This is a genomic window from Streptomyces sp. NPDC020958 (assembly GCF_055562175.1).
Genome location: NZ_JBVHFU010000012.1, coordinates 84,616 through 97,700 on the forward strand (window position 1 = coordinate 84,616; position 13,085 = coordinate 97,700).

Sequence of the window (13,085 nt, forward strand, 5' to 3'; positions counted from 1 at the left end):
CGGCTTCCATGACCGATCCTCACGAACATCCTGCATGTTCCTTGACATTCCGGACGTGACGTCGGCCGGGATCCAGTCGTCCTACAGGCCGTAGCAGTCCAGGGCGTTCCGGGAGCCCTGGATACGGGAGTCCTGGAGGCCGTCCGCGATGCCGAGCCCTGTCAGCGCCGAGCCGCTGGTCCCTGTCGAGGGACCGCCACCGCGGTCGGCCCCGGCGCGCAGCCGCACCCAGCGCTACGAGCGCCCGATCCTCGCGGGCATCGCCACCGTCGCCGCACTGCTCTTCTTCTGGGGCATCTGGCACAGCGCCTACCACTCCTTCTACGCGAGCGCCGTACGCAGCATGACCGACAACCCGGTCGCCTTCCTCTACGGCTCCTTCGACCCGGCGGGCTCCATCACCCTGGACAAACTGCCCGGCTTCCTGTGGCCGCAGGCCCTGTCGGCCATGGTCCTCGGCTTCCACCCGTGGTCCCTGGTGGTCCCGCAGGCCCTGGAGGGCGTGGCCTCGGTGGTCCTGCTGCACGTGGTGGTACGACGCTGGGCCGGCGTACCGGCCGGGCTGCTGGCCGCCGCCTTTCTCACGCTCACCCCGGTGACCGTGGGCCTGGGCCGGTCGGTCACCGAGGACGCGCCGTTCGTCCTGCTGTTGCTGCTGGCCGCCGAGGCCACCCAGCGGGCCACCGCCCACGCCCGGCTGCGCACCCTCGTGCTGGCCGGCGTCTGGGTCGGGGTGGCCTTCCAGTGCAAGATGCTGGAGGCCTGGGCGGTGCTGCCCGCGCTGGCCGTGACCTATCTGGTGGCCGCGCCCACCACGCTGCGCCGCCGGATCCGGGACCTCGCCGTGGCCGGCACGGTCATGCTGGCGGTGTCCCTGTCCTGGATGCTGGCCGCCGGTCTCACCCCCGCCGCCGCCCGCCCCTACCTGGACGGCACGACCGACAACTCGCCGGTCGCCCTGGTCGTCGGCTACAACTTCCTGACGCGCTTCCACGCGCTGGGCGTCGACGCGGCCGGCACCGGCAGCATCGTCGCCGACCAGGCGCACAGCAGGGCACCGGTGGGGATGGGGAACAGCGTCTGGAAGATGTTCAGCCCCGGGCTCGCCAGCCAAACGGGCTGGCTGTACCCGCTGGCGGCGCTGGGGCTGGCCGCCGGTGCCTACGCGGTGTGGCGCCGCAGGCCCGGGCGCACCGACCCGTTCCTGGCCGGCTACCTGCTGTGGGGCGTCTGGCTGGTGACGTTCTTCCTGGTCTTCAGTCTCGGCAGCGTGACCGGACACACCTACTACATGGGCGTGGTGGCGGTCGCCCTGTCGGCCATGGCCGCGGTGGCCGTGACCCGGGTGCGGCGCCGGAGCGTGCTGGGCGCGGTCCTGGCGGTGAACGTCGGCTGGTGCGCGGCCCTCACCCTGTACTACCCGCGGTTCTTCGCCTGGTCGGTCGCCGTTGCCGTGGTCCTGGCCCTGCCCGCGCTCGCCCTGTTCACCGTCGGCGGGTCGCGTCCGCGCCGGGCCGCCCTGGCCGTTGCTCTGGCCGCGGTCCTGGTCGTGCCCACCGTGTGGTCCGCGTCCGCGACCTCCCTGCGCTACAACCAGCCCGGCGGCTTCGGCCGGATCGGCCCCGGATCCATCGCGACCCGCAACGGCGCCCTCGCCCTGGACCCGGCCCAGCAGCGCGTCTACGCCTACCTCACCGCCCACCGCGACGGCGCCCGCTACCTCGCCGCGGTGCCCCGCTGGCAGATGGCGGCGCCGTACATCCTCTCGGACAACGCCTCCGTCCTCCCGCTCGGCGGCTTCACCGCCCGGGTGCCGTACCCCACGGCCGCCGCCTTCCACCACCTGATCGACACCGGCCGGCTCCGCTACGTCCTGCTCACCAAGGCGGACGTCACCCCCCGCGCGCTGGGCGCGAAGACCCCCGGCCGGGCCCTGGTCCGCTGGGCCGTCGATCACTGCTCACCCGTCCGTGTCCCGCGCTACGTCCTGTACCGGTGCGGGGCCGCCGGGCACGGCGGCACCGGTCAGCCGACGTCCGTGAACACGAAGGAGAACTCCGCCGGTTCGGCGTGAAGTCGGTACCGCGGCAGCACGCCGGGGCCGCAGGACGCGGAACCGATGCCGTGCTGGGCGTGGTCGAGGTTGACCCACACCGTGCCGGACGGCGTCAGGTCGGTGCGGTGGGCGGCCGCGTCCAGCTGCTCGGTGGTCCAGCGGCGGGCGGTCAGCCAGAACTCCGGGTCGCCGTCGATCCGCAGGCCGCCCAGCTCCGCCCAGCGGACGTCGGCGCGGGCGCCGTTCTCCTGCGGACGGACGTACGGAGTCTGGAGCTCGTCGACCGTCGACTCCCAACGGCTCACCATTGAAGCCGACTTGGTGTCAGGGTAGGCCTCCTCGGGGCCGCCGCCGAACCACCGCACCCGGTCGGCGGCCGGCAGTCCGAAGCGGATGCCGAGCCGGGGCAGCGGCACCGTCCAGTCACCGTCCGGGGTGACGGAGACGGTCAGCCTGAGGCGGTCGCCGTCCGAGGTCCAGCGGTAGACGGTCGCGAGACCGAACTCCCGGCCGGCCGGCGCCACCCGGGTCCGCACGGTCAGCGCGTCGCCCGCCTGCTCCACCGCGTCCAGGCGGTGCCGCATGCGGTGCAACCCGAATCCGCGCCACAGCTCGGCGTAGCGCGGATCGCTCTGCCAGGCGGCACCGTCGTCGTTGTCGGTCGTCGCCCGCCACACGTCCAGGCGCAGCCCGGTCACCTCGACCGAGCCGATGCTCCGCGGCGTGCCGGTGCGGGCGTCGAAAACCGCCGGACCGAGGGCGATCAGCCCCTCGCCCGACGCCACCGGCCCACCGGACGCGACCAGTGCCGGTGCCCGCCGCGCACGCGGAGCGGACTGCCCCCAGGCCACGACATGGCCCTTCGGCGCCCAGGCGGTGTCGGCGGCCAGCAGGGCCCGTACCGTCCACTGCGTCTCGCCGCCGTCCGTCGCGGGCGGCTCGGGCAGCTTCAGCTCCGCCGACTCACCCGCCGCCAGCGCCGGTACGGCCAGGCTGCCCGACTCCACGGTCTCGCCGTCGACCTGGTACGACCACGCGAAGGCCAGCGCCGACAGATCGGCGAAGTCCTGCTTGTTGGTGACGCGAACGGTGGTGCCGTCGCCGTCGCCGTCGCCGTCGATGCCGACCGGCTCGATCACCTTCTTGTACTCCAGCAGGCCGGGGGAGGGCCGCCGGTCGGGGAAGACCAGGCCGTCGCAGACGAAGTTCCCGTCGTGCAGCTCCTCGCCGAAGTCGCCGCCGTACGCGTAGCCGAACCGCTCGTCCTCGATGCCGTGGTCGATCCACTCCCAGACGAAACCGCCCTGGAGCCGGTCGTGCGACTCGAAGATCCGCTGGTAGTCGGCGAGGCCACCGGGCCCGTTGCCCATGGCGTGGGCGTACTCGCAGAGGATGAGGGGGAGCGCACGGCGTTTGCGGGTGCCGCCGTCGAGGCCCCGGCCGATCCGCTCGACCTCGGCGTGCTCGGGGTACATCCGTGAGTACACGTCCGTGTCCCGGCAGTCGATGTCACCCTCGTAGTGCACGAGGCGCGAGGCGTCCCGGCCGTGGATCCACTCGGCCATCGCGGTCAGCCCGCGCCCGGTGCCCGCCTCGTTGCCCAGCGACCAGATCACCACCGACGGGTGGTTCTTGTCGCGTTCGACCATCCGGGCGGCCCGGTCCAGCAGGGCTGGGGTCCAGCGGTCGTCGTCGACCGGGTTGTCCCGCCAGGCCTGCTCGGTGAAGCCGTGGGTTTCCAGGTCGCATTCGTCGATCACCCACAGGCCGTACTCGTCGCACAGGTCGAGGAAGGCCGGGTGGGGCGGGTAGTGGGAGGTGCGGACGGCGTTGACGTTGTGCCGCTTCATCAGCAGCACGTCCGCCCGCATGGTCTCCAGGTCGAGGGCGCGCCCGTGCTCCGGGTGCCACTCGTGCCGGTTGACGCCCTTGAAGAGGACCGCCTTCCCGTTGACCTTGATCAGTCCCCCGGCCGACTCCACCGTCCGGAAGCCGATCCGCAACGGCACCCGCTCGCCCTCAGTGGCCAGCAGCCCGTCGTACAGAGTCGGGGTCTCGGCCGTCCACGGCTCGACCGGGACGGTCGCCGACTCGCCGGTTGCGATGTCGATGCCGAGGCCGGGCACGGTGACCCGGCCGGCCACGTCGGAGTCGACCCGCAGGGTGCCGGTGCCGGCGGCGTGGTCGTAGGAGGCGTGCACGAAGAAGTCGAGGACGCCGCCCGCCGGGCGGTGCAGCAGCGTCACGTCCCGGAAGATTCCGGGCAGCCACCACTGGTCCTGGTCCTCCAGGTAGGAGCCGGCCGACCACTGGTGGACCCGGACGGCGAGGACGTTGCCGGCCGGTTTCAGCAGATGGCCGACCGCGAACTCGTGCGGCAACCGGGAGCCCTTGAACTCGCCGATGTCCGTGCCGTTCAGCCAGACCCGGGCGCAGGACTCGACCCCGTCGAAGCGGAGGACCGCGCCGCCGTCGGTGACGTCCCAGCCCTCCGGCAGGTCGAAGAACCGCAGGTGGTCAGCGGTGGGGTTCTCGGTCGGCACGTGGGGCGGGTCGACCGGGAACGGGTAGAGGTGGTTCGTGTAGATCGGCGAGCCGTGGCCCTGGAGCACCCAGTGCCCCGGGACCGAGACCTCCGCCCAGCCGCCGGCGTCGTACCCCGGCTCGGCGAACGCGTCGTCCTCGGCGTCGGCGGCCGGCGACAGCCGGAAACGCCACCCGCCGTTCAGGGAGAGCGACGCGGCGTCCGAGCGTGGGTACCAGGCACGGGGCGGCAGGGCCCCCGAGCCCGGGGAGACGTCCTCGACGTAGTCGGTGGCGGAGGTGCGCGATGACATCGGTCTCCAGGTCGTGAGAGTGCGGTGTCAGCCCTTGATGCCGGTCTGCGCGATCCCCTGCACCAGCCAGCGCTGGAGGAAGAGGAAGACGAACACCAGGGGCAGGATGGAGATGGCGGCGGCCATGAAGATCAGGTGGAAGTTCACGGTCTGGTTGGTCATGAACGAGGAGAGCGCGACCTGCACGGTCCAGGCGTTCGGGTCCTGGCCGATGACCAGCGGCCACAGGAAGGCGTTCCAGCCGCTGATGAACGTGATCGTGGCTATCGCCGCGAAGAAGTTCAGCGAGTTGGGGACGACGATCCGCCAGTACGCGCCCCAGTAGCCGAGCCCGTCCACGCGTGCCGCCTCCTCCAGTTCCTTGGGGAATCCCAGGAAGTACTGCCGGAAGAGGAAGCAGGTGAAACCACTGAACAGACCCGGGACGATCATGCCGCGGTAGGTGTCGATCCAGCCGAGGGACGAGACCAGCACGAAGCTGGGCACGAAGGTGACAGCCGTGGGGACCATCAGGGTCGCCAGAACGGCGTAGAAGACCTTGTTGGCGTGCCGGTAGGGGATGCGGGCGAGACCGTATCCCGCCAGGGAGCAGAACAACAGCGTGCCGACGGTGCTCAGGACGGCGATCACCGTGGAGTTCCACATGGAGTGGGCGAACTCGACGGTGGGGTCGTCGAACAGCTCGGAGATGTTGCCCCACTGGAAGGAGGGCAGCAGCTTCCAGTTCTCGCCCGTGATCTCCGGGTCGGTGGAGAGAGCGTTGCGGAAGATCAGGTAGAAGGGGATGAGGAAGAGGAACGCGGCGACACTGACGGCGATGTACAGACCCGTGTTGCCGAGGGGGCCTGAGCGCTTCTTGCGGCCCTTGCGGACCTGCGGTGCGGTGACGGTCACTTCTCCTCCCCTCCGCCGAAGCCCATGATCTTGCCCTGGGCCAGGGTGACGATGCAGATCAGCACGGACAGGATGACCGCGCCGGCGCTCCCGGCGCCGTAGTCCTGGTCGGTGCCCAGGGCCGTCTTGTACAGCTCCATGAGCGGTGTCTGCGCCCAGGTCGCCTTGGTCCCGATGATGTTGAAGAACTCGTCGAACGCCTGGTACGCGGCGATGAGCAGCAACAGGATCACCGCGGTGGAGGTGGCGCGCAGTTGGGGCAGCGTGATGTACCGGAAGGTCTGCCAGCCCCGCTTGGCGCCGTCGATGGAGGCGGCCTCGTACAGCTCCGGCGGGATGTTCTGCAGTGCCGCCAGGAACAGGATCATGTAGAAGCCGGCCTGGATCCACAGCCGCAGCGTCACGATGACCAGCCAGTACCAGGGCGGGCTCGGGTTGGATATCCAGGACATGCTGTCCACGCCGAACCAGCTCATGACGGTGTTCGCCAGGCCGAACCGGACACCGTTGAAGATGGACATCTTCCAGATCAGCGCCGCGGCCACGTAGGAGACGGCGGTGGGCAGGAAGAACACCGACCGGAAGAACGCCCGCATGAAGCGCAGCTGGTTCACCAGCAGCGCGAGACCCAGCGACAGTGCCCAGGTGGTCGGCACGATGAACGCGGCGAACACGGTGAACGTCACCAGCGAGGCGGGGAAGTTGCTGTTGGTCAGGATCTGCTTGTAGTTGTCGAAGCCGATGAAATGGCTGGGCGTGACGGTGTACCGGGCGTCGAAGAAGCTGAGCCAGAAGCTCCAGACGATCGGCACGAAGACGAAGATCACCAGGCCGATGAGGAACGGACCGGTGAAGAGCCAGAAGTTGAACGTCGGGTTGCCGCGCAGGCCCCGCCGCGGCCGGGCCGGGGAGGCCTTGGCCGGGGCGGGCTGGGCGACCCCGCGTGTGGTGGTGGTCGACATGTCCTGGTCTTCCCGGGGGCCTATCCGAACAGCTTCTTGAGCTCGACGCTGACCTTCTTGTCGCAGGCGTCGAGCGCGGCCTCGGGGTCTCCGTTCTTGCGCACGGAGGAGGCGATCACGTCGTTGAAGGCGGTGATCATGGTCTGGTCGAAGCCGATGTTGTCGAAGTGGCCGTAGTCGGTGAAGAGCTTGACGCCCTCAGCGGGCAGGCCCGACTTCAGCTTGGTGGCCGACTGGGCTATCGAGGTGCGCGGCGGGATGTGGAAGCCGTACGAGGTGGCCCAGTCCTCCTGGTACTGCTTCTGGTCGATCCACAGCCACTTGACGTACTCCTTGGCCGCGTCGACGTTCTTGCCCTTGGCGTTGACGAAGATCGACCAGCCGCCGTTGTAGACGGACTGCTTGCCTGCGCTGCCGATCTTCGGGAACGGGAAGATGCCGAGGTCGTCGCCGAGGGCCTTCTGCATCGCCGGCATGGACCACATGCCGCCCCACTGGATGGCGCACAGGCCCTGGTTGAGCGAGGAGGGGTCCCAGAAGTCGGTCGGGGCGTCGAGGAGCACGTTGCCGCTGGTGAACAGGGTCCTGAGCTTCTTCAGGCCCTCGATGACGCCCGGGGTGTGGTAGGCGATCTGGTTCTTCGCGTCGAGGGTGTCGGCGCCGGCCGACCAGATGAGGGTGTTCTGGATCGCGGTGAAGTCGTTGCCGAGGAAGACGCCCTTGACCTTGCTGGTGGTCAGCTTGGCTGCGGCCTCGATCAGCTCGTCCAGCGTGGTCGGGACGTCGACCTTCGCCTTCTCCAGCATCGACTTGCGGTAGTAGAAGAACTGCGGGTCGTCGATCATCCGGATCCCGTAGATCTTCCCGTCGACCGTGTGGGACTTGATGTCGGCCGGGTTGAAGTCGTCCTTGACCGGGTCGATGAGGTCGCTGAGGTCCGCCACCTGACCGCTCTTGACAAGCTGCAGCTGCGGGTGGAACTCGAAGACGTCGGGGGCCTTCTTGGTGAGCAGGGCCGCGAAGAGCGCGGACTCGAAGTTGTTGCCCGTGATCCAGCTGGTGCTCACGTCGGCCTTCTTGTAGGCCGCCGCGTACCGCTTGAGGGCCTGCTCGGTGCCCGCCTCGCCGTAGGCGTGGAAGTACTGCGTGAGCTGGGTGCCCGAGCCGCTGCCGCCGCCTCGGCCGTTGTTGCTGCCGCACGCGGCCAGGGTGCCGGCGGCGGCCATGCCCGCGGCCGCCCGGAACAGAGACCGGCGGGACCAGTTGTTGTTGCTCAGTGCCGACATGCTGACGTCCTTGTCTGTCGAGAGCGGCCGTGGTGCTACGGCTGTGCGGGGCCTGGAACACCTCGCGAGCCAGATGGCCGAAATTGCGGTGCGGAGCGGGACGTTAACCTTCGGCTAATGCTTCGGCAAGAGGTTGGACGAAGTCTGCGCGAAACGTTGTACCCGGTTCGGAATGACGAACAGAGGGGAAGGCAGGGACAGTTGAGGACCGCCGGTCAGGGAGGGGCCGGCGGCCCTCGGTTGGTGGGAGCGGTGCTCGCTACTGCCTGATCCAGGCCTCGTTGGTGCCGCCGTTGCAGCTGTAGAGGATCACCCTGCTGCCGTCGGCGGTGGCCTGCCCGCTCACGTCCAGGCACTTGCCCGACGCCTCGCTCAGGATCTGCCCGTTGGCGTTCAGGAGCCAGCGCTGGCTCGCGTCGCCGGTGGGTTCGGCGGTGGCGGCCAGGGCCGAACCGGAGGCCGTCAGATAGCCGTTCGCGCCCTTCAGGGTGCCGTCCGCGTCGTACGACCAGGACGGGCCGCCCGCGCCCGTGCAGGTGGCCAGCGCGGCCCCCGACGCGTCAGCGGTGAGGCACTTGCCGGACTGCTTGCCGACCAGCACGCCGGTGACGGCGGAACCGCCGTGGCCCTTCTGGTCGAAGACGTACGTCGTGATCGAGCGGGCGGCCAGGGTCGCGGAGACCGTGCCCGAACTTACCGTCGGCTTCGCCACGTCGGCCCAGTCCTCGGTGGCCGAGGTCCGCACCGCCTGCCTGGCCCGTACCGGCGCCTTGCTGTTGAAGTGCAGACTCAGCGGTGTGTCCGTGGCGTTGTGGTTGTTGACCACGACCACCCACGTGCCGTTCCGGTCGTAGGAGGACACCTCGACCCCGTCCGGCGCCCCGGTCACGTTGTGTGCCACCGAGCCCGGCCGGACGAACTTGCTGTACTGGCCGAGCGCGTAGTACCGCTTGGTGAAGTACAGCGTCTGGTTGCCGTTCGTGGCGTAGTCGGGGTCGTAGTAGATCAGGCCGTCGTTCCAGCCGACGTCGTTCTTCTCGGTGGGGGAGGTGCCGTACCCGCTGGCCAGGGCCACCCACCACTGGAAGGCGGAGTCGTGGGCGCTCGCGAAGTCCTTGTAGATGATGCGGGACATCAGCAGGGCGTTGTCGATGGTCGGGTCGTACTCCTGGTTCCAGCCCGTCGAGCCCTTGCCGAAGCAGCAGATCTCCGAGGCCCAGGACTTCTTGCCGACCGACCGCGAGGTCTCGTAGACGTTGCCGAGCTGGCCGTCGTTCGGGTTGTTGTACGTGTGGTGGGCCAGCGCCGACACGTACTGCGCGGTGCCGGGCTGCGAGATCCACTGCGGGAGCTCGGAGACGAACTGGGTGGTCTGACTGGACTCGTCCGCGATGATGGACGTCTTCTGGTGCCGGGCCCGCTGCTCGGCGCCGAGCGCCCGCACGATGTCGTCGCGCTGGTCGACGGTGACCTGCATGCCCTCCTGGCCGCACGAGCCGAAGTCGTTGTCGGGCTCGTTGAAGGGGCTGATGTAGTCCAGCCGCACGCCCTGGCGGGCGAAGTGGTCGGTGACGTCGGCGACGTACTTCGCGTAGTCGCCCACGTGCTCCGCCTTCAACTGGCCGCCGCAGCTCTGCCCGTTGGTGGTCCACCGGGCGGGCGCGCTGTTGACGAAGCCGATCAGGTCCTTGACGCCGTACTTCGCGGCGTACCGCAGGAACGTCCGGCCGCCCTTGTCCTTGCTCCAGTCGTAGGAGCCGTCGGGGTCGAGGAAGTCCTCGGCGGCCCGGGCGGGGGTGGTGACCGCGGCTCCGCCCCCGCCGATGTTGTAGCGGTACGAGGACATCGCCAGGCCCTGCTTCGAGAACAGCAGCCTCGCCACCCTGGCCTGCACCTTTGGGTCGAAGTGCCGCAGGTCGTTCACCCACCAGGCGCCCGAGGCGCCGATGTCGTCGATGGTCTGGGCCGCGTGCGGCGAGACCTCGGCGGCAGCGGGGGCGCCGCCGGCCGCGTTCGCCGCCGGGGAGCTGATCAGGGCGCCGGTCACGGCCAGTGCGGCCGCGGCCGTGGCGAGGACCGGTCTGTTGGTGCGGGTCAAAACGGCATCCCTTCCGTCGTCATGCGGGTCGTGCGGTACGGCTCCTCACGGGGGTGGTGCGTCTGGGGGTTCGCTGTCCCACCGACTGCAGGGCGCCCTCCAGCGCGAACGTGGCCGCGCCCAGGCACACCGGATCGGTGGGTATGGGGGAGAGGAGGACCTCGGTGGCCGCGAACGGCCTTCTGAGCGCGTGCCGCCGGACGGCCTCGCGGACCTCGTCCAGCAGGGGTGCGCCCAGCTTCCTGGCGACCCAGCTGCTGAGCACGACCACTTCGGGGTTGTACAGGTTCACCAGGTCCGCGACGCCGGCGCCCAGATAGCGGGCGGTGTCCCGGACCACCTTGACGGCCACCGGATCGCCCGCGGCGACCCCGTGGGACAGGGCGTCGATGGTCGCCGTCTGGTCCTCGGGGTGCAACAGCGTGCTGCGGGGGCTGAGTTCGCGCAGGTTGAGCATGATGCCGGGAGCGCCGACGTAGGTCTCGACGCAGCCGTGGTTGCCGCAGTGGCACAGCCGCCCGTCCAGGACGAGGGTCGTGTGCCCCCACTCCCCGGCGCTGTTGCTCACCCCCCGGTACAGCCCGCCGGCCAGGACGAGCCCGGCCCCCACCCCGGTCCCGAGGTTCACCACCACGGCGTCCTCGCGTCCGCGCGCGGCCCCGAACCACAGCTCGGCCACCGCGCTCGCCCGCAACGGGTTGTCCAGGTACAGGGGGTAGGCGATGTGCTCGGCGAGCAGGTCGAGCAACGGGACGTCGTGCCAGTCCCAGTTGGGCGCGTACTCGGCGACCCCGGTGTCCCGGTCCACCTGGCCCGGCACGCTCACCCCGACACCGAGCACGCGTGCGCCCTCGACCCCGGCCTGGGCCACCACCGAGCCGACGGCCGTGGCGACCTGGCCGACCGCCTGCTCGGGCCGGTGCTCGCCGGAGCGCATGTCCTCCTCGGCCCGGACCAGCACGTTCAGCCCCAGGTCGAACAGCTCCACCCGGACGTAGGTCTCCGCCATGTCGACGCCGATCAGCGCGCCGCCCGCCGTGTTGACGGCCACCAGCCCGCGGGGGCGGCCGCCCGCGGAGTCCTCGAAGCCGACCTCCGTGATCATCCGCAGGTCGAGCAGCTCCCCGACGAGCGTGGCGACCGTGGCCACGCTCAGTCCGGTGGCGGCGGCCAGCGTCTGCCGGGAGGTGGGGGACTGGGCGATGATCTGGCGCAGCACCTCGTAGCGGTTCGCGGTGCGGATGTCACGCGATGTGCGCTTCACGCGGCTGCCCCTCCCATCCCGTCACGACCCGGCCGGGTCGGACGACGGCACCGGCGCGGCGCAAGGCTATGGCTCGGCAGGACTTTCGACAAGGGGTTAGGAAAGGGGCCGTAGAAACTTGCCGGGCCGGCCCGCCGTACCGGTCGGCGTTCAAGACATGGAAACGGCCCGCCAGTTGTCACTGGCGGGCCGCTCAGGCGTCGATCAGGGCATCCGGTTCCACTCGGTGATCACGGGCCACCCGTGCTCCGTGGAGAGCCGGCTGACCGTCCCGGTCGCCAGCTGGAACAACCGGCCCTCGGCGGGCGGCAGCCCCAGTCGGCGGGCCGTCAGCACGCGCAGGAAGTGGGCGTGGGCCACCAGCACCACATCGCCGCCGTCCCCGGCGAGCGCCGTGTCCAGCTTGGCGAGCACCCGGTCGGCGCGGGCGCCGATCTGCTCGGGCGACTCGCCGGGGTGCCCCTGCGGGCCCGGCGGTACGCCGTCGGTCCACAGGTACCAGTCGGGGCGGGAGCGGTGGATCTCCGCCGTGGTGATCCCCTCGTAGCCGCCGTAGTCCCACTCGTGCAGGTCGGGGTCGGGCACGATCCCGGTGAGGCCGGCCAGTTCGGCCGTGCGGATCGCGCGGTCCAGCGGGCTGGCCAGTACCCGTGCGTAGGTCCGGTCGGCGAGCAGCGGGGCGAGCGACTTGGCCTGTTCCTCACCGTGCTGGGTGAGGGGCAGGTCGGTCCAGCTGGTGTGCTGGCCCGACACGCTCCACTCGGTCTCACCGTGGCGGACCAGAAGAAGGTCCCCCACGGCGGCCTACTCCTTCGACTCGACGGCGTGGCCGCCGAACTGGTTGCGCAGCGCCGCGACCATCTTCATCTGCGGGGAGTCGTCCTGTCGCGAGGCGAACCGGGCGAACAGGGAGGCGGTGATCGCCGGGAGCGGCACCGCGTTGTCGATGGCGGCCTCGACGGTCCAGCGGCCCTCGCCGGAGTCCTGCGCGAAGCCCTTCAGCTTGTCCAGGTGCTCGTCGTCGTCCAGCGCGTTGACCGCGAGGTCGAGCAGCCAGGAGCGGATGACCGTGCCCTCCTGCCAGGAGCGGAAGACCTCGCGGACGTTGTCCACCGACTTGACCTTCTCCAGGAGCTCCCAGCCCTCGGCGTACGCCTGCATCATGGCGTACTCGATGCCGTTGTGGACCATCTTGGAGAAGTGCCCGGCGCCCACCTTGCCGGCGTGGACGTAACCGTAGGGGCCCTCCGGCTTGAGCGCCTCGAAGATCGGGTGGAGCCGCTCGACGTGCTCCTTGTGGCCGCCGACCATCAGGGCGTAGCCGTTCTGCAGGCCCCACACACCGCCGGAGACACCCGCGTCCACGAAGCCGATGCCCTTGACGCCGAGTTCGGCGGCGTGCTTCTCGTCGTCCGTCCAGCGGGAGTTCCCGCCGTCGACCACCGTGTCGCCCTCGGACAGCAGGTCCTTGAGCTCGTCCACGACGGACTGGGTGGCGTGACCCGCCGGGACCATCACCCACACCGTGCGCGGCGCGTCGAGCTTCTCGACCAGTTCTTCGAGGGACTTCACGTCGGAGACGTCGGGGTTGCGGTCGTAGCCGATGACGGTGTGGCCCGCGCGGCGGATGCGCTCGCGCATGTTGCCGCCCATCTTGCCGAGGCCGATGAGTCCGAGCTGCATGTCAG

At 70.1% G+C, this 13,085-nt stretch carries 9 protein-coding genes; 1 reads left to right on the forward strand and 8 read right to left on the reverse strand.

What is annotated here, in order from left to right; translation table 11 throughout:
• Window positions 1-148: 148 nt before the first annotated feature.
• Window positions 149-2,074: an ArnT family glycosyltransferase gene (locus ACZ3KP_RS29285; RefSeq protein ID WP_467502939.1), complete on the forward strand. Its 1,926-nt coding sequence runs from the start codon at window positions 149-151 to the stop codon at window positions 2,072-2,074.
• On the opposite strand, the gene ACZ3KP_RS29290 is transcribed toward ACZ3KP_RS29285, so the two are convergent.
• The 8 genes from ACZ3KP_RS29290 to gnd form a co-directional block, all read right to left on the reverse strand.
• The gene (locus ACZ3KP_RS29290; protein WP_467502941.1) at window positions 2,026-4,893 is read right to left on the reverse strand and encodes a glycoside hydrolase family 2 TIM barrel-domain containing protein; all 2,868 of its coding nucleotides are present in this window, start codon (window positions 4,891-4,893) and stop codon (window positions 2,026-2,028) included. The two genes, ACZ3KP_RS29285 and ACZ3KP_RS29290, sit on opposite strands and share 49 nt — an antisense overlap.
• A 27-nt stretch (window positions 4,894-4,920) precedes the next feature.
• Entirely contained in the window at window positions 4,921-5,787 is an 867-nt protein-coding gene (locus ACZ3KP_RS29295; protein WP_467502942.1) for a carbohydrate ABC transporter permease, read from the reverse strand.
• Window positions 5,784-6,749: a carbohydrate ABC transporter permease gene (locus ACZ3KP_RS29300; RefSeq protein WP_360564602.1), complete on the reverse strand. Its 966-nt coding sequence runs from the start codon at window positions 6,747-6,749 to the stop codon at window positions 5,784-5,786. Before ACZ3KP_RS29300 ends, ACZ3KP_RS29295 begins: the two co-directional genes overlap by 4 nt.
• Window positions 6,750-6,769: 20 nt before the next feature.
• Window positions 6,770-8,035 carry an ABC transporter substrate-binding protein gene (locus ACZ3KP_RS29305; RefSeq protein WP_467502944.1) on the reverse strand — a complete coding sequence of 422 codons (1,266 nt, stop codon included), beginning with the start codon at window positions 8,033-8,035 and terminating at the stop codon, window positions 6,770-6,772.
• Between the two features lie 259 nt (window positions 8,036-8,294).
• Window positions 8,295-10,133 carry a glycoside hydrolase gene (locus ACZ3KP_RS29310; RefSeq protein ID WP_467502946.1) on the reverse strand — a complete coding sequence of 613 codons (1,839 nt, stop codon included), beginning with the start codon at window positions 10,131-10,133 and terminating at the stop codon, window positions 8,295-8,297.
• Between the two features lie 19 nt (window positions 10,134-10,152).
• Window positions 10,153-11,397, reverse strand: a complete 1,245-nt coding sequence (locus tag ACZ3KP_RS29315) for an ROK family protein (protein WP_467502948.1) — start codon at window positions 11,395-11,397, stop codon at window positions 10,153-10,155.
• A 204-nt stretch (window positions 11,398-11,601) separates the two neighbouring features.
• Window positions 11,602-12,195: a histidine phosphatase family protein gene (locus tag ACZ3KP_RS29320; protein WP_467502949.1), complete on the reverse strand. Its 594-nt coding sequence runs from the start codon at window positions 12,193-12,195 to the stop codon at window positions 11,602-11,604.
• Window positions 12,196-12,201: 6 nt separating this feature from the next.
• Window positions 12,202-13,080 (reverse strand): phosphogluconate dehydrogenase (NAD(+)-dependent, decarboxylating), encoded by an 879-nt coding sequence (gnd, locus tag ACZ3KP_RS29325; RefSeq protein ID WP_467502950.1) that lies wholly within the window; start codon window positions 13,078-13,080, stop codon window positions 12,202-12,204.
• Window positions 13,081-13,085: the final 5 nt, after the last annotated feature.